We start from the raw sequence: 20,721 nt of genomic DNA on the forward strand, positions 1-20,721 counted from the left end.
CCTGGTCTGTGGCGTCGATGCGCGGTCGGTGATACTGGGTGGTTCCAAGAAACTACGCAGGAAAGACAGGGGCTCGTGGCACGGTTTCGGACCTGGGCAACCATCGCGCTGGCAGGGGCGCTCGGCCTATCCCTGGCGGGGTGCAGCAGCCACGGCGGGAAGCGTGCCGAGGACGCCCGCAAGGCCGCCGCCGCCGAGGGCCGGGCCGCGGTGAGCACGCCCCGCTGGACGTTCGCGATGATCACCCACTCGGGTGACGGCGACACCTTCTGGGACATCGTGCAGAGCGGCGCCGAGCAGGCCGCCGTCAAGGACAACGTCACCTTCCTGTACTCGCACGACGCCAATGCCCAGCAGCAGGCCCAGCTCGTGGACGCGGCCGTGGACCAGAAGGTCGACGGCATCATCGTCACGCTGGCCAAGCCCGACGCGATGAAGGCCGCCGTCGCCCGTGCCGAGAAGGCCGGCATCCCGGTGGTCACGGTGAACTCCGGCTCGGCACAGTCCAAGGCGTTCGGCGCGCTCACCCACATCGGCCAGGACGAGACGATCGCCGGCGAGGCGGTCGGCGACGAGCTGAACAAGCGCGGCCGCAAGAAGGTCCTGTGCGTGCTGCACGAGCAGGGCAACGTCGGCCACGAGCAGCGCTGTGCGGGCGTGAAGAAGACGTTCCACGGCACCGTGGACAACCTCTACGTCAACGGCACCAACATGCCGGACGTGCAGTCCGCGCTCGAGGCGCGCCTCCAGTCGGACACATCCCTCGACACCGTCGTCACCCTCGGCGCCCCGTACGCCGACACCGCGGTGAAGGCCCGGTCGGACGCGGGCAGCAAGGCGGAGGTCGACACCTTCGACCTGAACGCCAAGGTGGCGTCCGAGCTGGCGGACGGCACCCTCGGCTTCGCCGTGGACCAGCAGCCCTACCTCCAGGGCTACGAGGCGGTCGACCAGCTCTGGCTCTACAAGTACAACGCCAACACCCTCGGCGGCGGCCTGCCGGTCCTCACCGGACCGCAGATCATCACCAAGGACCAGGCCGCGGCGCTCGAGCAGTACACGAAGCGGGGGACGCGATGACCGTGCCGGCACCGGCATCCGCGCCCGCGAGCCCGCAGACGGGGGCGGACGAACGCCTCCTGAGAACCTCACCGCTGAAGCGGCTCCTCGGCCGCCCCGAGCTGGGCTCGGTGGTGGGCGCGCTCGCCGTCTTCCTCTTCTTCTCGATCGTCGCCGACAGCTTCCTGCGGGCCTCCAGCCTCAGTACGGTGCTGTACGCGGCGTCCACGATCGGCATCATGGCCGTCCCGGTCGCGCTGCTGATGATCGGCGGCGAGTTCGACCTGTCTGCGGGCGTCATGGTGACGTCGTCCGCGCTGGTGTCGTCGATGTTCAGCTACCAGATGACCGCCAACGTGTGGGTCGGCGTCGGGGTGTCGCTCCTGGTCACGCTCGCGATCGGCGCGTTCAACGGCTTGGTGCTGACCCGCACGAGACTGCCCAGCTTCATCGTCACGCTCGGCACGTTCCTGATGCTGACCGGCATGAACCTCGGCCTCACCAAGCTGATCAGCGGCACGGTGTCCACCAAGTCGATCTCCGACATGGACGGTTTCTCCTCGGCGCGGGCCCTCTTCGCCTCCACACTCACCGTCGGCGGCGTCCAGTTCAAGATCACCATCCTGTGGTGGTTCGCCCTGGTGGCCCTCGCCTCCTGGATCCTGCTGCGCACCCGCTCCGGCAACTGGATCTTCGCGGTCGGCGGCAACAAGGACGCGGCCCGCGCGGTCGGCGTCCCGGTCGAGCGCACCAGGATCGGCCTCTACATGGGTGTCGCCCTCGGCGCCTGGATCTCCGGCCAGCACCTGCTGTTCTCGTACGACGTCGTCCAGTCCGGCGAGGGCGTCGGCAACGAGCTGATCTACATCATCGCGGCCGTCATCGGCGGCTGTCTGATCACCGGCGGCTACGGGTCCGCGATCGGCTCGGCGGTCGGCGCGTTCCTCTTCGGCATGACCAGCAAGGGCATCGTCTTCGCCGAGTGGAACCCCGACTGGTTCAAGTTCTTCCTCGGAGCGATGCTGCTCCTCGCGGCCCTGCTCAACGCCTGGGTCCGCAAGCGCGCGGAGGCCACGACATGACCAAGGACGCCACGGAGCGCACCCCGCTCGTCGCCCTGGAGGACGTCAGCAAGCGCTACGGCAACGTCCGCGCCCTCGAAGGGATCTCCCTGGAGGTGCACGCGGGCGAGATCACCTGCGTCCTCGGCGACAACGGCGCGGGCAAGTCCACCCTCATCAAGATCGTCGCGGGGCTGCACCGGCACGACGGCGGCTCCTTCCGCATCGAGGGTGAGGAGGCCCGCCTGGCCTCCCCGCGCGAGGCCCTGGACCGCGGGATCGCCACGGTCTACCAGGACCTCGCGGTGGTCTCTCTGATGCCGGTCTGGCGCAACTTCTTCCTCGGCTCCGAGCCGCGCAGGGGCGCCGGTCCCTTCAAGCGCCTGGACGTCGACTTCATGCGCCGGACGACGCACGAGCAACTGCTGCGCATGGGCATCGACCTGCGCGACGTCGACCAGCCCATCGGCACCCTGTCCGGCGGGGAGCGACAGTGCGTGGCGATCGCCCGGGCGGTGTACTTCGGCGCCAAGGTGCTGGTCCTGGACGAGCCGACGGCGGCACTGGGCGTCAAGCAGTCGGGTGTGGTCCTCAAATATGTGGCTGCCGCACGGGACGAGGGGCTGGGTGTTGTTTTCATCACCCACAACCCGCATCACGCGTATCTGGTGGGCGACCGTTTCGTTCTGCTGAAGCGCGGCACGATGGTCGGCAGCCACACCCGTGAGGAGATCAGCCTGGACGAGCTGACCCGTCAGATGGCGGGCGGCGACGAACTGGACGATCTGCGCCATGAACTGGAACGTACGTCCCTGTAGGGGCGCGGGCCAGCGACCGGTGCGGGTCCGCCGGACGAGCGGGACCGGCCGCGGCGAACCCGGGGGAGCCGCGACGCCCGCCGCCGTCCCGGCCCGCGCGGGGCGCCAGGGCTCCACGATGCAAGCCCGCCGCGGCGTAAGGCAGAATCGGGCCCGATGAGCACCTACCGCGACCTCACCCACCGCGGCTCCGCCCGGGCCACCGTCCTGCGGACCGTGGGCACACGCGAGCGCCGTTCCCCGCTGACGGCCCCGCGCGTCCCGACGGTCGGCATCGACATCGGCGGCACCAAGGTGATGGCGGGCGTCGTCGACGCCGACGGCAACATCCTGGAGAAGCTCCGCACCGAGACGCCCGACAAGTCCAAGAGCCCCAAGGTCGTCGAGGACACCATCGTCGAACTGGTCCTGGACCTCTCCGACCGGCACGATGTGCACGCCGTCGGAATCGGCGCGGCCGGCTGGGTGGACGCGGACCGCAACCGCGTCCTGTTCGCCCCGCACCTGTCCTGGCGGAACGAACCCCTGCGCGACCGCCTCGCCGGGCGGCTCGCCGTCCCCGTCCTGGTCGACAACGACGCCAACGCCGCCGCCTGGGCCGAGTGGCGCTTCGGCGCCGGCCGCGGCGAGGACCACCTCGTCATGATCACCCTCGGCACCGGCATCGGCGGCGCCATCCTGGAGGACGGCCAGGTCAAGCGCGGCAAGTTCGGCGTCGCCGGCGAGTTCGGCCATATGCAGGTCGTGCCCGGCGGCCACCGCTGCCCGTGCGGCAACCGCGGCTGCTGGGAGCAGTACAGCTCCGGCAACGCCCTGGTACGCGAGGCCAGGGAACTGGCCGCCGCCGACTCCCCGGTGGCGTACGGGCTCATCGAGCACGTCAAGGGCAACATCTCCGACATCACCGGCCCGATGATCACCGAGCTGGCCCGCGAGGGCGACGCGATGTGCATCGAGCTGCTCCAGGACATCGGCCAGTGGCTCGGGGTGGGCATCGCCAACCTGGCGGCGGCCCTGGACCCGTCCTGCTTCGTGATCGGCGGCGGGGTCAGCGCGGCCGACGACCTGCTCATCGGTCCCGCCCGGGACGCCTTCCGGCGCCATCTGACCGGTCGCGGCTACCGGCCCGAGGCCCGGATCGCGCGCGCCCAGCTCGGCCCCGAGGCCGGAATGGTCGGCGCCGCGGACCTCGCCCGGCTCGTCGCCCGCCGCTTCCGGCGTGCCAACCGGCGCCGCGTGGAGCGCTACGAACGCTACGAGCGGTACGCGCAGGACCGCCGCACCGCCAAGGGGCCGCTGTGACGGCTTCCACGTCCGTGCCGCGCCAGTCGTCACCGCCGGACGCGCCCTCGCGGCCCCCGGAGGGCCGGGGGCACATGGTCCGGCGCCGCGCGCTGACCCTGCTGATCATCGTCCTGCTCATCGGCGTCCCCGCCGGCTACCTGGTGATCTCCGCCAACCAGAGCCGCAACAGCGGCAAGGACAAGGAGGCCAAGTACTCGGCGACCGGACTGACCGAGGGCTGGCCGTCGCGGGTGCAGCGCCGCCTCTACCAGGTCTGGATCCCGAGGGACGCCACGGACGTGGTGTCCTACGAGACGAACAACTGGAAGACCAGCCGCCTCTACGTGCAGTTCAGCACGAGCGACGACGGCCTGAACCGCTTCCTCAGCACCCTGCGGGCCACGCCCGTCTCGCTGAAGAAGGACGACCTCGCCATCGGCGAGCGCGACCGGGACGTCGTCGGCTGGACCTTCACGGAACCGGGCCCCTGGTCCGGGATGACCCACGAGCAGAAGAACCCCGCGCCCACCGTGGACGTCGTCGTGAACAGGTCCGATCCTCAAGCCCCGACCGTGTACGTGGTCTCGCGGACGATCCCCTGACGGCCACCGCCGGGCCCGCGGCGTCCGGGCCCGCCCACTCGCCGCAGCCGATTGTCAGACCCCGCCCGTAGAGTCGAAGACGTTCCGTACGACGCGACGGCGGGAGGTGACCGGACGTATGGCCGACCAGGTGGCCGAGCGGGCCGTGCCCGTGCGGCTGGCCGCCGTCTTCCTGCCCGAGCCGCTGCCCCGCCGCGGCCGGGTCGCCTTCTGGGACCCGGAGGACGGACAGCCGCCGTCGGGGACCACCGAGGAACTGACGGTCGTACGCCCGCACGGATCCGGGATGCGCACCAGCACCGTGCCCGCCGTGTCGCTGCCGGTCGCCGAGGCCCTGCCGCTGCTCACCCGGGCCCGGCGCGATCCCGCCGCACACCCCGCCACCGCCTGCTGGGGCGCGGCCGCCCTGCACGCCCTCCGGCTCGTCGCCCGCGGGCGGCTGCTGCCCGGTCTCACCCCGGACGGAGACGACGCCTGGCGCGCCGGTCCCCTGGAACCGGACGACATCACCCACCTGAGAGCCATCGCAGCCGCCCTGCCGTACGAGGGTCACGCCGTCCCGCTCCCGGGCAAGGGTCCCCTGCTGCTGCCCGAGCCCGAGGCTCTTGTGCGGTCCTTCCTCGACGCGGTCGCGGACACCCTGCCGCGCACCCCGGCGGCCGGCCACGCCGCGGGCCGGCCCTTCGCGGCGCTCGCTCCGCAACGGCTGCCCGGGGCCCACACCTGGGCCGCCGAAGTAGCGGCCGGCATGGACGCGGGCGTACGGATCTCGCTGCGCCTGGACCTGTCGGCGTTCGACCTGTTCGACGACGGGGAGGGCGCCCGCCGCGTGGGAGCCGCGGTGGTGCAGGTGCACAGCCTCGCCGACCCGACCCTCGTCGTGGACGCGGCGCAGCTGTGGGCGGGCGAGGCGGACACCGGCTTCGGCCCCCGCGCACGGGTGGACGCGGCCCTCGCCGTCCGCCGGGCGGCCCGCGTCTGGCCGCCGCTGGACCGGGTCGCCGAGCAGGAGGTGCCGGACGTCCTCGCGCTGTCCGAGGAGGAGGTGGGCGAGCTGCTGGGTGTCGCGGCCACCCGGCTGGGCGCGGCCGGGGTCGCGGTGCACTGGCCCCGGGACCTGGCGCAGGACCTCACCGCCACCGCGGTCGTCCGGCCCGCGCCCGGCTCGGCGACCGACGGCACGGGCTTCTTCGAGAGCGAGGACCTGCTGCGGTTCCGCTGGCAACTGGCGCTCGGCGAGGATCCGCTCACCGAGGCGGAGATGGACACGCTCGCGGAGGCCCACCGGCCGGTCGTCCGGCTGCGTGACCGGTGGGTGCTGGTCGATCCGGCCCTGGTCCGCAAGGCCCGCAAGCGCGAGCTGGGCCTGCTCGACCCGGTCGACGCGCTGTCCGTCGCGCTCACCGGCAGTACGGAGGTCGACGGCGAGACGGTGGAGGTCGTGCCGGCCGGCGCGCTGGCCGCGCTCCGGGACCGGCTGACGGCAGGCGTCGGCCCGGTGGAACCACCGACGGGCCTCGCCGCCCGGCTCCGGGACTACCAGCTACGGGGTCTTGGCTGGCTCGACCTCATGACCTCCCTCGGCCTCGGCGGCTGCCTCGCCGACGACATGGGGCTCGGCAAGACGGTCACCGTCATCGCCCTGCATCTGCGCCGCGCCCACCGGGAGCCGACCCTGGTGGTCTGCCCGGCCTCACTGCTGGGCAACTGGCAGCGGGAGATCACCCGCTTCGCCCCCGGCGTCCCGGTCCGCCGTTTCCACGGCCCCGAGCGCACCCTGGACGGCCTGGACGGCGGCTTCGTGCTCACCACGTACGGGACGATGCGGACGGCCGCCCCCCGACTGGCCGAACAGCCCTGGGGCCTGGTCGTCGCGGACGAGGCACAACACGTCAAGAACCCCTGCTCGGCGACGGCCAAGGCCCTGCGCACGATCCCGTCGCCCGCCCGCGTGGCCCTCACCGGCACTCCCGTGGAGAACAACCTCTCCGAGCTGTGGGCCCTGCTCGACTGGACGACTCCCGGACTGCTCGGCCCGCTGAAGTCCTTCCGCGCCCGGCACGCACGCGCCGTGGAGAACGGCGAGGACGCACAGGCCGCGGAGCGGCTGGCCCGCCTGGTCCGCCCCTTCCTCCTGCGCCGCAGGAAGTCCGACCCGGGGATCGTCCCCGAGCTTCCGCCGAAGACGGAGACCGACCATCCGGTGCCGCTCACCCGCGAGCAGGCCGCGCTCTACGAGGCGGTCGTACGGGAGTCCATGCTGGCGATCGAGACGGCGGAGGGCATCGGCCGCCGGGGCCTGGTCCTCAAGCTCCTCGGCTCGCTCAAACAGATCTGCGACCACCCCGCGCTCTACCTGAAGGAGGACACCGGGGCGGCGACCGGCCTCATCGCGCGGTCCGGGAAACTCGCCCTGCTCGACGAACTGGTGGACACGCTGCTGACGGAGGACGGCTCGGCGCTGGTGTTCACGCAGTACGTCCGCATGGCCCGTCTGATCACCACACACCTGGCCTCCCGCGCGGTGCCCGTCGAACTGCTGCACGGCGGCACCGCGGTACCCGACCGCGAACGGATGGTGGACCGCTTCCAGAGCGGGGCTACCCCGATCCTGGTCCTCTCCCTGAAGGCGGCGGGCACGGGTCTGAACCTGACCCGTGCGGGCCATGTCATCCACTTCGACCGCTGGTGGAACCCGGCGGTGGAGGAACAGGCCACGGACCGGGCCTACCGCATCGGCCAGACCCAGCCCGTCCAGGTCCACCGCCTGATCACCGAGGGCACGGTCGAGGACCGCATCGCCGAGATGCTGGAGTCCAAGCGCGCGCTGGCCGACGCGATCCTGGGCGCCGGCGAGTCGTCCCTGACGGAACTGACCGACCATGAGCTGAGGGACCTGGTCTCGCTGAGGAGGGCGGAGTGAACGGGACGGAGAAGGAGACGCGTCCCGAGGGGACACCCGGCGCGGACGGCCGCCCCGCCGACGCGGCGCGCCGTGCGCTGCGCGCCGCGCGGGAACGGGAGCGGGCCGCGGAGGAGAACGGGGACGGCGAGCCTCCCGCCGAGCACGCGGACGCCACCGTGCCCGAGGGAAGGACGACGAAGCCGCCCCGCCCGGGCGACGCGGCACGCGCGGCCCTGCGGCGGGCGAACGCGGACCGCCGAAGCGGTGCGGGGGCCGGGGCGAGCGCGGGCGTAGGAGCAGGAGCAGAGGGGGAGCCTGGGAAGGAGCCTTCAGCCGGTGCCGGTGCCGGTGCCGGTGCCGGGGCCGGGGCAGGGGGAGGCGGGGCGGTCGACGCTTCCTCGGTACCGGTTCGCGCCACACGCCCCGGCGATGCCGCCCGCGAGGCGCTGCGCGCCGCCCGGGCGGAAACAGCCCGGGCGGAAGCAGCAGCGGAAGCGGAACGGGGGCGGAACGAGACGGCGGCCGAGGGCCGCGAGTCGCCACGTCGGCTTGGGACGTCTGCGGTGCGTGAGGGGCAGGATTCGTCCGTCGGCCCGGGACCGTCCGGCGCGTGGGGTTCTTCTGTCGGCGCGGGGTCGTCCGACGCGCGGGGACCGTCCGCCGCCCCGGAGTCGTCCGGCACGCAGGGACGGTCCGTCGACCCGGGACCGTCCGCCGACCCGGGGCCATCCGGCACGCAGGGACCGTCCGCAGACCCGGGGCCGTCCGTCGACCCAGGACCATCCGCAGACCCGGGGCCGTCCGGCAGTACGGAGTCGCCCCGTGTCGTTCGGCTGTCCGGTGCCCGGCGGCGCCGGGATGCCCGGATACGGGCGGCCGGTGAGCGGAGCCGGGAGGTTCGGGATCTGATCGCCGGGGCCTTCCGGCCGCCGCCGTCGCCGGCACCGCGAGGCGGGACCGCGCCCACCGTGCGGACCGTCGGGGGGGGGGAGCGGGACGAGGCGTCCGCGCACGCCCGGAACGAGGTGGTGGACCTGTTCTCGAAACGCCGGCGTGCCCAGCCGGACTCGTCCGGGGAACCCCGGGACACGCCTCCCGCCACGCCCCCGGCGGCGCGCTACCCGCGCTCCATGGCGGCCCCGGGCCGTGACGGCGAGCTGCGGCGCACGTTCGCCTCCCTGCCGACCCGGACGTCGGCGGCGGACGCCGCCGAAGGGTTCGCCGGGACGTGGTGGGGCAACGCCTGGGTCGCGGCGCTGGAGGAGAGCGCCCTCGACACGGCACGGCTGACCCGGGGACGGGCCTACGCGGACCAGGGGAACGTGGACGCCGTCACCGTCACCCCGGGGCTCGTCCTGGCGTATGTCCAGGGGAGCCGTCCGCGCCCGTACCGGGTGCAGGTGCGGTTGCGGACGTTCTCCGACGACGAGTGGGACCGCTTCCTGGACGCCGCCGCGGAGCGGCCGGGACACATCGCCGCGCTGCTGGACAAGCAGGTGCCGCACTCCCTCGCCGAGTGCGGGGTCCGGCTGCTCCCCGGGACCGGCGACCTCGAACCGCACTGCAGTTGCCCCGATGCCGGCCACCCCTGCAAGCACGCCGCCGCGGTCTGCTACCAGACGGCACGACTGCTCGACGCCGACCCCTTCGTGCTGCTCCTGCTGCGCGGTCGCGGCGAACGAGAGGTGCTCGACGCGCTGTCCCGCCGCAACGCCGCCGCGGCGGCCCGCGCCGCGCGCGACCGGCAGCCCGCGCGGCTGCCCGGCGTACCGGCCGCCGATGCCCTCGCGCCCCGCGACCGCCCGCCGCTCCCGGCACCGTTGCCCCCGCCGTCGCATCCCGAGCAGCCGCCGGCGTATCCCGCGGCGCCGGGCGGCCCGGATTCCTTCGCCCTGGACCAGCTGGCGACGGACGCCGCCGCCCGCGCCCACACACTGCTGTCCACCGGACGGGACCCGGTCGGCGAGCTGACGCTGTGGCAGGACGCGGTGCGCCTCGCCGCGGCCCGCCCCGGTTCCGGCCTGACCGCCGGCACGCGCACGCTCTACTCCTCGCTGGCCTCCGCGACCGGCCGCACCCCGGCCGAACTGACCCGCGCGGTGGCCGCCTGGCGCCAGGGCGGCAGCGAGGGGCTTGCCGTCCTGGAGGAGCCCTGGGACCCGCCGGCGGGCCGCTTCGACCGGGCCCGCCCGCTCCTGCTCGCCGCTGATTTCCCCGCGTTCCGTCCCTGGCGCAACCACCTCACCCACCCCCACGGTCACCTCCAACTCCGCCTGGGCCGCGACGGTCTGTGGTACGCCTACGCGTCAGAGCCAGGCCACGAGGACTGGTGGCCCCGTGGCACCCCGGACCCGGACCCGGTGGGCGCACTCACCGGCCTTGCCCTCCCGGATTCCCGGTGACGACGGCGTGCCGCGGTCACCGGGAATCCGGGGCGCGGATGTGGGTGTCCGGGATGCCGCTGAGGCCGGAGCCGCCGACGGCGAGTGAGGCGCCGTCATCGATGTCGGCCCCTTCCTGCACGGCGGTGGCCGCCGCGTTGTCCATGGGGCGATGGCCTCCGTTCCGGATCAGCGGCGGTCCTCTCGTGGCGGGCCGGTCAGCGAGGCGAAGCGTGCTGTGGCAGCCGAGGACAGCAGGGCCAGGTCACTGGCCACCGCGATGTACCGGTAACCGGAAGCGGCCGCTGTCCGGGCCGCCGACTCATCGGCCGCGAAGATCCCCAGCGGCGTCGCTGTCCGCCGGGCCGCCGAGGCGATCTCGTTGATCTTCTCCTGTACGGCGGGGGCCGAGACCTGACCGGGGAAGCCCAGGTCGACCGAGAGATCCATGGTGCCGATGAACGCGATGTCCAGCTCCGCGACGATCTTCTCCAGCGGATCGTCGTAGTGCGCGGTCTCCAACTGCCCCACCCGCAGGACGCGTTCGTTGCTGGCGGTCAGGTACCGCCCCACGGGCACGGTGCCGTATCCGGCCGCGGGCTGGGCGGTGCTCAGCCCGCGCCGCCCGGCCGGTGGGTAGCGGGTGAATGCCGACAGGTCCGAGGCCTGGGCCACGGAAGCCGTCCCGGAGAGCTGGATTCCTTCGGCTCCTGCTTCCAGAAGCCGGTTGACCTGGCCGGGCTCCAAGGTCGGGACGCGTACGACCACGGGGATACCGGCCGCTCGTCCGGCCTGGATCACCGTGCGGGCACCGGCCTCGTCGATCTGTGCGTGCTCCATGTCGCAGATCAGGAAATCGAGCCCGGAGAGGGCCAGGATGTCCACCACTTCCGGCCTGGGCAGCTTCAGGAAGGTGCCGAACACCGGCCTGCGGGACGCGACGGCGCGCAACGGCTCGGGTGTCATGGTCAGATCCCCAGCATCCTGCCGGGATTGGTACTGACCAGGGCGCGGACGTCGTCTTGGCTCACCCCGAGGTCGAGCAGCCCGCGCACGGTGCGCCGGTACGCCTGCACCGGGTAGGGGTTGCCCAGCTGTCCCAGGTCGGAACCGAGGTAGGTGTTCTCGATCCCCACTGCCTTGATGTAGTCGAGCATCACGTCGAGCGTCCAGTGGAAGAAGGTGGAGCGGTCGTCGTACATGCACAGCGCGTGCTCGAACTTCGCACCCAGCTCGGCCCATTCCCGGCACCGTTCCGGCTCCGCGCCGATCACGAAGTTGGGATGGCTGACGACGATCCGCTCGATGCCCTTGGCGTGCGCGGCGCGGATCACCGCGTCCAGTTCCGCGACGCCCATGTGCCCCCCGGACAGGATGGCGTCGGCGTCCTTGATGAGGTCGAGGACGTCGTGGACCTCGGGCAGTATCCGGCCCTCGTCGTCGAGAACGCGGGTCGGGGTGTCCTTGCGGAAGGGCTTCGCGGTCCGCGGGAACTTCAGCTCCTCGTTGTGCACACAGATGTGCCGGCCGGAGGAGATGGTCGGGAACCAGACGATCCTGCCGCCGAGGTTCAACGCCAGTTCCACTGCCGCGGGGTTGATGCCGCCGACCTGGTTGTTGAGTGCCACACCGGAGTAGACCGGGATCGGCAGCCCGCCCACCGCGTCCGACACCGCGAGGACGTCGGTGACCATGCTGTGGTGGTGTGACTTGACGATCAGGGCTTTGAAGCCGGCCGCATGAGCCTGCTCCACGGCCTGCAGCAGGCCGAGCCGGCGCGGAAAGGGTGACGGGGCCGGGTGCACATGCAGGTCCACCGCTCCGGTGAGGAGTTCGGTGACTTCCTCATCGTCGACGGCGTCGTATCGGGGGTCGAGTTCCAGGTCGACTACCACGTCGGACATCGCTCCTCCTCGGATTCACTGCCCGCATTTCGGGACATGATGCTGCCTCATCGGATGCGGGTGCGATGCGGATGATCCCCGTCTATCCCTTGAAATATGCGAGCTCGGAAGAGTTGCCTACGGGGCTTGACGGGTGGATTCGGTCACCCTAGCATTCACGCCATGTTCCGCATAGAGCGAATCGCATCTCTCTATGCAGGACACTTGCTCGATGAGAACAGGTGAGAACAGGAGGACCGTATGAGCAGCAAGGAGCTGTACCGCAAGGTCGTGCGGTGGCAGGACCTGCCCACGGAGCATGTGCGGGAGGGCGTCCGGCGGAGCGGTTACATCACCGACGACGTGATGCTGGTGATGAACTACGTCGAGCCGGGGATGGCGCTGAACCCCCATGTGCACGACGACTTCGACCAGCTCGCCTACATCGTGTCGGGCCGGGCCCACTACTACATCGACGGTGTCGCCCACGAGATGACGGCCGGGTCGATGCTGCTCGTGCCGGCCGGTTCCCCGCATTACATCGAGCCCCTGGAGGGGCCGTGCCTCAACCTGGACATCTTCGTACCGCCGCGGGCCGACCTGATGCACCTGGACGCTCAGCACAAGACCGTGGACCCCACCACCGGCGCGGTCGAGGCGTCATGACCCCGCGCGATGTCCCGGCACGCTCCGCGGCAGCGGAAGCGAGTCCGGCCCCGGGCGGCGCCGCCCAGCGGCACCCGGAGGTCCGGACACAACCGGGAACGCGACCGTTACGGCGTCGGTGAACCCCCGTGCCGCACGGCGTACCCGGACCGAGGACGCCGAGGGGCAGCCGCCGGAGGGCTGGGCCGCCACGCTTCCCGGTGTTCCGCGGTGATGGAAACTATGCGTGTAGGCGAACAAGCGGAGCCCTGGGAGGCGAGCACGGTGGTCGAGCAGCCGACGGAGAAGCCGGCGAAGAGCGAGCCGGCCCGTCTGGATCAGCGGGCGGCGCAGCGGGACGGGGACATCCAGGCCGTGACCCGGTGCGCGGAGATCCTCCGCATGGTGGCACGCGACCAGGAGATCCGTCCCACGGACGTGGCGAAGAGGCTCGGCCTGCAACGCTCGACCGCGCATCGCTACCTGGCCTCCATGGCCGGGGCCGGGCTGATCGAGCGGCATGACGGCGGTACGTTCGGCCCGGGACCACTGGCCGTGCATCTGGGAGCGAGCGCGATGCGCGAGTCCAGGGTGCTCGACATCGCCGCTCCCTACATGGCCGACCTGTCCGCGCAGGCACACGAGACCGTCGTCCTCAGTCTGTGGAGCGGCGCCGGAGCCGTGGTCGCCCGGGTTCAGGAGGACGCGGGAAAACTGGTGCAGGTCGTGGTGCGAGAGGGCAGCGAGCTCCCTCCGTTCGCCGCGCAGTCCCAGCTGTTCCTCGCCCACCACCCCGACCAGGACCACATCACGCAGCTGATCGCGTCCCTGCCTCCCCATGTGCGGAACGAGGTCGAGCAGAGCGTGGAACGAGCGCGCCGGACGGGACTGGGCGAGCACTCGATGGTGGTGCAGGGAGTACGCGCCATCGCGGCGCCGGTCTTCGACGGCCGGGGCGTCATCCGGGCCACCGTAGCCCTCGTGGGCACCTCGGACGCCATCGCGGTCGAGCCGGACTCGCGGCTGGCCATGGCGCTCAGGGACACCGCGTCCCGTATCTCCGCCCGGCTGGGACACACCGAAGTTGTCCAGGAACGAGCCGAATAGGCTCGACGGCAAGAAAGCATGGACAGATGGCAAGTGAGGATCTCCACCGCACACCCGGGGAAGAGTTACGGGCGATGAGCCACGCGGAGCCGCACCTGCGCCAGTGCGCCCCGCGCACCACCACTCCCGCCGGAGGACCCACCTCCTGACGCGCTGATCTCACCGCGTCAGCACCGCCAGGGGTGGCCGGGCGGTAGGCGTCACGCTCCGGCGGACGAGCCCGGCCCGCCGACCGTCACCCACGCCGGCCGCCCCCCGCCCGGCGCCTTCTCTGATCTCCGGCCTGGACCCTGCCGCCACGGCACGTGCTGTCCCGAGGGGGCAGCCACCCCATCGTCGCGGTGATGCAGCACGCCGAACCGCATCCGCCCGTCGGGCCCCTGCGGCTTCCGGCCTGCCGTCCCGCATGTCACCCGCCGTCCCGCATGTCGAAGGAGACCGGCCATGGCCGACGCCGTGTTGCCCACGAGAACCACCACCGCCGCCGCGGATCCCGCGGACGGCGTCCGTGACCGCCGAGCACTCATCGGGGGAGTGCTCGGCTACTTCGTCGACCAGTTCGACATCTACCTCCCGGTGGTGGCACTCGCCCCCGCGATGGCGTACTTCCAGCCGGCCACCCTCGACGCCGGCACCACCGCCCTGATCACGGCGTTCATCTTCACCGCGACCCTGCTCGGGCGCCCCATCGGCGCCGCCGTCTTCGGTGTGCTCGCCGACCGCGTCGGACGACGGCGGTCCACCATCATCGCCATCGGCGGCATCGGGATCACCACCCTGGCGATCGGGCTGCTGCCCGGCTACGAGACCTGGGGGCTCGGCGCGGTGATCGCGCTGATGGTGCTGCGCCTGATCGACGGCTTCTTCCTGGGCGGCGAGTACACGGCCGCCGTACCGCTGGCCATGGAGTGGAGTCCGAAGAGCCGCCGGGGCCTGCGCAGTTCACTGATCACCTGGACGTCCCCCGGTGCCATGTGTCTGATTTCGGTGATCACCCTGCTGATGCTGCAGGTGGCCGAGGCGGGCGGCCCGGACTCGCCCTACGCCCGCTGGGGCTGGCGGATACCGTTCCTCATCGGCGGGCTCATGGCCTTCGTGTTCATGGTCTACTTCATCCGCCGGGTCGAGGAGTCGAACAGCTGGGAAGAGGCGAAGGGCGCGGGCACCACCCGGTCCCCGCTGGTCGAGCTGTTCTCCGGGAATCAGCGCCGCAGCCTCATCCAGGTGTTCGTGCTGATGTCCGGCATGTGGCTGGCCACTCAGCTCGTCTCCGCGGTCCTGCCCGGTCTGACCGCGACCACCAGGAATCTCACCTCGAACCAGTTGACCACCGCTCAGCTCATCGGCGCGGCAGCCGCCGCGCTGAGCTACCCGCTGATGGGGATGCTCAGCCAGCGCATCGGCCGCCGTCCCTTCTACCTCATCGCGGGGGCCCTCATCGCGGTGGTCACTCCCGGAGGCACCCTGCTGATCACCATGGGACCCGACCTCGGGCTCGGGGGAGTGATCGCGCTGTACGTCATCACCTTCGCGGTCGGCATCATCGGCTTCGGGCCGATCGCCGCCTACCTCACCGAACGGTTCCCGGCCGCCATCCGCTCCACCGGCTACGGCATCGGCTACAGCCTCGCGCTGGTGCTCCCCGCGCTCTACCCCTACTACCTGGACTGGCTCAAGCCCGTCATCCCCACCCATGAGGCCGTGGCGGGCCTGCTGTTCCTCGCCGGCCTGCTGATCGTCCTCGGCGCCGCCATCGGACCCGAGACCCGCGACGTCGACATCTGACTCGCTGAGCGTTTCACGCCGGCAGGCCAAAGGCGCACAGTGCCTCTGGCCTGCCGGCGTGAAACGCTCGCCGTGCCGGACTTCGCGGCCGCCGCCGGCCGAGCGACACCACGCCGAACGGCGGTCAGGCCGAGGCGCGGACGGTGAGATCGGCGGTGACGGCGGTGAGGACGGCGTCGGCGGAGGGGGCAAGGAGGAAGAAGTGGCCGCCCGGGAAGAGCCGCAGCGAGCTGTCCGCGCTGGTGAACGTCGACCAGCGCTGGAGGTCCGCCGGGGACACGTCGTCGTCCGCACCGCCGAGAACGGAGACCGGGCAGTCCAGCGGCGGGCCGGCCGGCTCGGTGAAGGAGCCGTGGAAGGAGTCGCAGAGCGCGTAGTCGGCGCGCAGCGGCGGAAGGATCAGGTCCAGCAGCGCCCGGTCGGCAAGGACCTCCTCGGGGGTTCCGCCCATGTCTCGCAGCTCCTGAACCAGTTCGGCGTCGGTCCACTCCCCCCGGCCCGGTTTCGCGGGGGTCGAGCCGGGGCCCGCGGCGCCGCTGACCAGCAGACGGGCGGGGGCCGGGTCGCCGTGCCGGGCGGCGGCCATCGCGACGCCGTACGCGAGCAGGGCGCCCATGCTGTGCCCGAACAGCGCGTACTCGCGGTCCAGGAACGGGCGCAGCGCGGTATGCAGCTGCGCGACGGCCTCCTGGTAGTGCGTCAGGCAGGGTTCGCCCACCCTCGTCTCGCGTCCCGGCAGATGCACCGCCAGGACCTCGATGTCCGCGGGCAGGGCGGCGGGCCAGTCACGGAACAGGCTGGGGCCGCCCCCCGCAGGGTGGAAGCAGATCAGGCGAAGTCGGGCGTTCGGGCGGGCGGCGAGCGGGCGCACCCAGGGAGTGGCGACGGGCATGCGGCGGCTTTCCGGTCAGCAGGACGGTGGGGTGAGCGAAGGCCCGGACACGGCATGCCCGGGTCCCGCTGCGGCGTGAGGCGGAGGCGCTCAGTCGGCCATCGCGCGGACCAGGCCGGCGGGGCGCATGTCCGTCCAGTTGGCCTCCACGTGGTCGAGACAGGCCTGGCGAGTGTCCGGGCCGTGTGCGACGGTCCAGCCGGCCGGTACCTCAGCGAACTCGGGCCACAGGGAGCGCTGGTTCTCGTCGTTCACCAGCACCAGAAAGGTGCCGTCCGCGACCTCGAACGGGTTCGCCATCGACTTCTCCATTTCTCTCTGTAGGATGCTCCGCTCCGCAGCGGCGCGTCGGCCGTGACCGGCCGATCCCGGCCAGAGCGCCCCACGGGTCGCGTCAGGCCGTGGTGTGCGGGGCCGGCGGCCGCTTGCACCCCATGCACACTGACATGATTCTGCCTCACCTGCGTGGTGGGCGTGATCGCGGAATGACCGTGATCGGTGGTGCGGAACAGCAGGCCACGGTCGAACGACATCGGTGTGAAGTGTCCGGCGCATTCAAGTCGCCCACGTGCGCCGTGAGATGCCTCCGGCCGGCGACGGCGACGGCGGCGGCCCCGGCGACACGCCGGACCGCGCCGCCAACCTAGGGCCCGGACGCGACGGGGGAGGGCACCGGGTGCGGGACGGTGGAGGTGGGGGCGACGGTGGGGCTGGAATGTCGTGCGGGTGGTGTCGGGCGGGGGCGGTCCGGGGTGTTGGAAGACAGCAGGAGGACGACGGCGGCTGCGGCCGCCGCGGTGGCGGCGATGGCAACGGACAGCACCCGCCGAATCCGGCGTGTGCCCCAGGTACTTCCGGTGGGCGGGCGGGCCGGTGACAGGTCGTGGGCGCTGATGAGCTGTCCGCGCGCTTCAAGCGCAGCGCGCAGCCGTTCCTCGAGCGGCGCCCGATTATTCATCGGTCCACCTCCAAGAGCTTTTCCAGAGTGGCGAGCGCGCGGCTCGCGGTCGACTTAACGGTGCCACGGGACACGCCGAGGGTCTCGGCGATCTGCGCCTCGGTCAGGTCGGACCAGTAACGCAGGACGAGTACCTCGCGCTGGCGTTCGGTGAGCTGCGCCAGCGCGTCGAAGACCTGCCGGTGCTCCTCGGCGAGCAGCAGCAGTTCGTCGACCGGCGCCCCCGGGCCCTGGTACGGCGGGGTGTACGCGCGGGCGGTGCGCCGCCGACGCAGTACCGAGCGGGAGGCGTTGACCACCGCGGTGTGGAGGTAGGCATGTGCGTCCTGGAGGTCGTCCAGCCGTTCGCCGTGCCGACGGCAGACGGCGGCGAAGGCATCCTGGACGACGTCCTCGGCGGTGTGCAGGTCGTCCACCAGGAAGACCGCCAGCCGGACCATGTCGAGCCGCCGGGTCCGGTACAGATCGGCGAGTGTGGGGGAATCTCCACGACGACATCAGGTCCCTGACTTCGTGGAACCGGGTTGACGGCAAGATCCAACCGCGGCATCTCGACCGTCTCGCGGTCGTCTATGGTCATCGATGAGGACCTGGGCCACTCGGCGTCAGGTCTGGTGGCCCGGCCCGGTTTCCAGCGGCTGGTCTCCGAGGTCGGCCTCGACCACGTAGGGCTGGTGCTCGGGGTGGAGATGTCCCGTCTCGCCCGCAGCCGACGCGAGTGGCGCCAGCTGCTGGAACTGTGCGCGCTGGCCGGGGCCCTGCTGGCCGACCCGAAGTCCCCCTGCAGGCCGTCGAGAAGACGGAACAGCAGCGCCAGGTCGTGGAACAGGTCTGGCACCAGCGGCTGGAGCGAGCCGACTACGCCGTCGACCGCGCCCGGCGCCAGTACCAGCTCGCCGAGCCGGAGCACCGCTGGGTCACCGCCCACCAACGCGACGGCACCCGCCGCTCCTGGATCATCGGGCCTCACGCGTGGTCGTCCGGGACCGGTCCGGGGCACCCATATCGACTCCATCACGGTGGTGAACTGGGTGCAGTCCTTGGTGTTGCCGCCCGTGATGGTGAAGGCGGGCGGGCGGCCCAAGGCGCCGCAGGCGAGGTGGATCTTGCTGGTCAGGCCGCCCCGGGACCGTCCGAGTCCGGGGCCGCGGCCCCCCTTTTTTTCGGGTCCCGGCGGCGTGCTGGTGGGCCCGGACCACGGTGGAGTCGACCGATACGAGCCAGTCGATATCGCCGGCCGCGTCCGCCCTGGCCTGGGCGGACCGGAGCATCCGCTCGCACGTCCCGTCCAGAGCCCAGCGACGGAAACGGGTGTGTGGCAGAACGAACTCCCACTCCGCATCCGACAGTTCATGTCGACGTATCGCCCGACCGTGATCCACCACGCAGGATCATTTGAAGACACCGCCTGGGGGGTCAGCTGGCCGGGAGCGCGCTGTTCTCCCGCCGGGAGGCTGTGCCGAGCACTGTACGTGCGACGTCTTCCAGTGATCTGAGCAGCGGGTTCGGGTCGTCGGCGCGCGTGATGAGCACAACCTCGCAGGGATCGGTGTCGATGACGGGCACCAGGGCGATGTCCTCGCGCACAGCGGCGCGCCGATCGCCGGCAGGGAAGATCGCGACACAGTGGCCGGTGGCGACGAGTTCCAGCTTGTCCTCGTAGCTGTCGTCGATCGCGGGCTGAGGTGGCGCCGGGCGGTCGCCGACCGGCTTGGGCGTGCTCCAGACAACCGGAGTGCTGACGCAGGCCACCAGTTCCTCGTCCGACAGAGCCCGCAGGCTGACTGCTTCCTCGTTCGCCAGAGGATGACTCACCGACGTGACGAGCACCCGCGGTTCTTCATGGAGCTTCGTCACCCGGAAGCCGTCCGTGGGGAAGGGCAGGGGCCTGTACGCGACGAGGGCGTCGACCCGCCCCTCGGCGAGAGCGCGCGTGTCCCGCCAGTCGAGGTGCCGGGTGCGGACCTGGCCTTCAGGGTGCCGGCGGCGCAGTTCCTGCATACAGGCGGTGATGACCAGTCCTTCGGCGCAGCCGACGGTGACGGTAGGGGGCTGGACGGCGGCTCTGGCCGTGCGGGCGGCTTGTTCGGCCTCGCGCAGCAGTGTCCGGGCTCTGGGAAGGAATGCCTGCCCAGCGTCGGTGAGGCTGGTGCCCTGTGGCGAGCGGTCGAACAGCCGGACACTGAGCTGAGCCTCCAGTCGCTGGATCTGGCGGCTCAGCGACGGCTGCGCCAGGTGCAGACTGGTGGCGGCCCGGCCGAAGTTGCCGTACTCCGCCACGACCGTGAAATAGCGCACCAGCCGCAGATCGATGTCCATTCGCCCAGCGTACGTCGCGTGTCGTCATACGCCTGGGACATGACGGCATACGGAACAGGTCTTGGACAGGGAGTGCGGGTGGATATTTGGCTGGAGGGCATGACCACTTATGACGGCAAGAAGATCGTGATCACGGGCGGAAGCAGCGGTATTGGCCTGACTACGGCCCGGTTGTTCGCGGACGGCGGGGCGCACGTACTGATCACCGGCCGTACCCGATCCACCCTGGACGCCGCGTTGGAGCAGTTGGGGAACAAGGCGATCGCCGTCCGTAGCGACGCCGCGTCCCTGAAGGACATCAAGGCGCTGGCCGGCACGGTCCAGGAGCGGTTCGGCACGGTGGACGCGCTGTTCGTCAACGCCGGCGTCACTGCGTCCGCGCCGTTCGACTCGACGACGGAGGAGATGTACGACGAGCTGTTCGGCATCAACGCCAAGGGCCCGTACTTCACAGTGCAGGCGTTGGCGCCGCTGCTGCGCGAGGGAGGCGGCGTGGTCCTCACCACGTCGGTGGTGAACGTCCTGGGCCTCGACGCGCTCAGTGTCTACTCGGCGAGCAAAGCAGCCCTGCGGTCGATGACGCGGACCCTGGCCCGCGAGCTGCTTCCGCGCAAGGTGCGCGTCAATGCCGTGAGCCCCGGCCCGATCGACTCGGGCATCCTGGACCGCTCCTTGCTGCCCGCCGACGTCGTCGAGGCGATGAAGGAGACCTACCGGATCACCAACCCGATGCAGCGGCTGGGGACGCCCGAGGAAGTGGCCGCCGCGGTGGCGTACTTGGCGTTCGGTGCGACCTTCTCGACGGGAACGGAGTTCCGTGTCGACGGAGGGGCTTCGCAACTCTAGGGCCTGCTTTCAGCGGGATCTAGCGAGGAACCCCGGGCCTTCAGGCCTAGGGCCCGCCCTCGGTGGAGGCGGGCGAGAGGGAGTGCTCCGAGCGGTCGCGCCGTGAAGGAGTTGAGTACCGATGCGGGGTGCGCTGGCGGACCGGCTCGTAGTGGCGATGAAGCCTCTGTCATGGG

Annotated in this window: 18 protein-coding genes and 3 pseudogenes; 12 read left to right on the forward strand and 9 right to left on the reverse strand. The window is 71.5% G+C overall.

Translation table 11 applies throughout. The features are described 5' to 3' along the window. Positions 1–75 precede the first annotated feature (75 nt). The 7 genes from ACWD5Q_RS14035 to ACWD5Q_RS14065 all read left to right on the forward strand — a co-directional run bounded on the left by ACWD5Q_RS14035 (position 76) and on the right by ACWD5Q_RS14065 (position 10,131). Positions 76–1,080, forward strand: coding sequence for a sugar ABC transporter substrate-binding protein (locus tag ACWD5Q_RS14035; RefSeq protein ID WP_451427227.1), 1,005 nt, complete (start codon positions 76–78; stop codon positions 1,078–1,080). Continuing rightward, complete coding sequence (locus ACWD5Q_RS14040; protein WP_451427228.1) at positions 1,077–2,141, forward strand: ABC transporter permease; 1,065 nt, start codon at positions 1,077–1,079, stop codon at positions 2,139–2,141. Before ACWD5Q_RS14035 ends, ACWD5Q_RS14040 begins: the two co-directional genes overlap by 4 nt. Further along, a complete protein-coding gene (locus ACWD5Q_RS14045) occupies positions 2,138–2,938 on the forward strand; it encodes an ATP-binding cassette domain-containing protein (RefSeq protein WP_451427229.1) in 801 nt (266 codons plus the stop codon). Before ACWD5Q_RS14040 ends, ACWD5Q_RS14045 begins: the two co-directional genes overlap by 4 nt. Before the next feature lie 156 nt (positions 2,939–3,094). Then, the gene (locus tag ACWD5Q_RS14050) at positions 3,095–4,240 is read left to right on the forward strand and encodes an ROK family glucokinase (RefSeq protein ID WP_451427230.1); all 1,146 of its coding nucleotides are present in this window, start codon (positions 3,095–3,097) and stop codon (positions 4,238–4,240) included. Then, positions 4,237–4,824, forward strand: a complete 588-nt coding sequence (locus ACWD5Q_RS14055; RefSeq protein ID WP_451427231.1) for a sugar kinase — start codon at positions 4,237–4,239, stop codon at positions 4,822–4,824. Before ACWD5Q_RS14050 ends, ACWD5Q_RS14055 begins: the two co-directional genes overlap by 4 nt. A gap of 118 nt (positions 4,825–4,942) precedes the next feature. Next, positions 4,943–7,747, forward strand: coding sequence for a DEAD/DEAH box helicase (locus ACWD5Q_RS14060; RefSeq protein WP_451427232.1), 2,805 nt, complete (start codon positions 4,943–4,945; stop codon positions 7,745–7,747). A 158-nt stretch (positions 7,748–7,905) separates the two neighbouring features. After that, positions 7,906–10,131, forward strand: a complete 2,226-nt coding sequence (locus ACWD5Q_RS14065) for an SWIM zinc finger family protein (protein ID WP_451427269.1) — start codon at positions 7,906–7,908, stop codon at positions 10,129–10,131. 16 nt (positions 10,132–10,147) lie between these two features. On the opposite strand, the gene ACWD5Q_RS14070 is transcribed toward ACWD5Q_RS14065, so the two are convergent. Genes ACWD5Q_RS14070 through ACWD5Q_RS14080 form a run of 3 tightly spaced genes read right to left on the reverse strand, consistent with a single transcriptional unit; the run spans position 10,148 to position 12,014 of the window. Then, positions 10,148–10,276 carry a hypothetical protein gene (locus ACWD5Q_RS14070; protein WP_451427233.1) on the reverse strand — a complete coding sequence of 43 codons (129 nt, stop codon included), beginning with the start codon at positions 10,274–10,276 and terminating at the stop codon, positions 10,148–10,150. 23 nt (positions 10,277–10,299) lie between these two features. Continuing rightward, positions 10,300–11,076: an HpcH/HpaI aldolase family protein gene (locus tag ACWD5Q_RS14075; RefSeq protein ID WP_451427234.1), complete on the reverse strand. Its 777-nt coding sequence runs from the start codon at positions 11,074–11,076 to the stop codon at positions 10,300–10,302. 2 nt (positions 11,077–11,078) lie between these two features. Beyond that, positions 11,079–12,014, reverse strand: coding sequence for a DUF6282 family protein (locus tag ACWD5Q_RS14080; RefSeq protein ID WP_451427235.1), 936 nt, complete (start codon positions 12,012–12,014; stop codon positions 11,079–11,081). A gap of 240 nt (positions 12,015–12,254) precedes the next feature. Here ACWD5Q_RS14080 and ACWD5Q_RS14085 point away from each other — a divergent pair, with 240 nt between their 5' ends. The 3 genes from ACWD5Q_RS14085 to ACWD5Q_RS14095 all read left to right on the forward strand — a co-directional run bounded on the left by ACWD5Q_RS14085 (position 12,255) and on the right by ACWD5Q_RS14095 (position 15,530). Next, positions 12,255–12,659, forward strand: coding sequence for a cupin domain-containing protein (locus ACWD5Q_RS14085; protein WP_451427236.1), 405 nt, complete (start codon positions 12,255–12,257; stop codon positions 12,657–12,659). Positions 12,660–12,881: 222 nt separating this feature from the next. Further along, the gene (locus tag ACWD5Q_RS14090; protein WP_451427237.1) at positions 12,882–13,745 is read left to right on the forward strand and encodes an IclR family transcriptional regulator; all 864 of its coding nucleotides are present in this window, start codon (positions 12,882–12,884) and stop codon (positions 13,743–13,745) included. 444 nt (positions 13,746–14,189) lie between these two features. Then, entirely contained in the window at positions 14,190–15,530 is a 1,341-nt protein-coding gene (locus tag ACWD5Q_RS14095; protein ID WP_451427238.1) for an MFS transporter, read from the forward strand. 124 nt (positions 15,531–15,654) lie between these two features. Here the strand turns inward: ACWD5Q_RS14095 and ACWD5Q_RS14100 are convergent, their stop codons facing one another. From ACWD5Q_RS14100 to ACWD5Q_RS14115, 4 genes and pseudogenes are all read right to left on the reverse strand, one after another. Beyond that, positions 15,655–16,422 (reverse strand): thioesterase II family protein, encoded by a 768-nt coding sequence (locus ACWD5Q_RS14100; protein WP_451427239.1) that lies wholly within the window; start codon positions 16,420–16,422, stop codon positions 15,655–15,657. Positions 16,423–16,512: 90 nt separating this feature from the next. After that, complete coding sequence (locus ACWD5Q_RS14105) at positions 16,513–16,722, reverse strand: MbtH family protein (RefSeq protein WP_451427240.1); 210 nt, start codon at positions 16,720–16,722, stop codon at positions 16,513–16,515. 343 nt (positions 16,723–17,065) lie between these two features. Next, positions 17,066–17,380, reverse strand: a complete 315-nt coding sequence (locus ACWD5Q_RS14110; RefSeq protein WP_451427241.1) for a hypothetical protein — start codon at positions 17,378–17,380, stop codon at positions 17,066–17,068. Then, positions 17,377–17,859 (reverse strand): annotated as a pseudogene (locus tag ACWD5Q_RS14115) (SigE family RNA polymerase sigma factor); the annotation flags it as partial. The pseudogene ACWD5Q_RS14115 and the gene ACWD5Q_RS14110, both read right to left, overlap by 4 nt. 93 nt (positions 17,860–17,952) lie before the next feature. On the opposite strand from ACWD5Q_RS14115, the pseudogene ACWD5Q_RS14120 reads away from it, so the two are divergent. After that, positions 17,953–18,084 (forward strand): annotated as a pseudogene (locus ACWD5Q_RS14120) (hypothetical protein); the annotation flags it as partial. A 323-nt stretch (positions 18,085–18,407) separates the two neighbouring features. Here the strand turns inward: ACWD5Q_RS14120 and ACWD5Q_RS14125 are convergent. Further along, positions 18,408–18,591: pseudogene (locus ACWD5Q_RS14125) on the reverse strand (IS5-like element ISNeu3 family transposase); the annotation flags it as partial. A 205-nt stretch (positions 18,592–18,796) separates the two neighbouring features. Further along, complete coding sequence (locus ACWD5Q_RS14130) at positions 18,797–19,699, reverse strand: LysR family transcriptional regulator (protein ID WP_451427242.1); 903 nt, start codon at positions 19,697–19,699, stop codon at positions 18,797–18,799. Positions 19,700–19,798: 99 nt separating this feature from the next. Here ACWD5Q_RS14130 and ACWD5Q_RS14135 point away from each other — a divergent pair, with 99 nt between their 5' ends. Continuing rightward, a complete protein-coding gene (locus tag ACWD5Q_RS14135; RefSeq protein ID WP_451427243.1) occupies positions 19,799–20,545 on the forward strand; it encodes an SDR family oxidoreductase in 747 nt (248 codons plus the stop codon). Positions 20,546–20,721: the final 176 nt, after the last annotated feature.

The sequence above is a fragment of the Streptomyces sp. NPDC002513 genome (genome assembly GCF_053595355.1).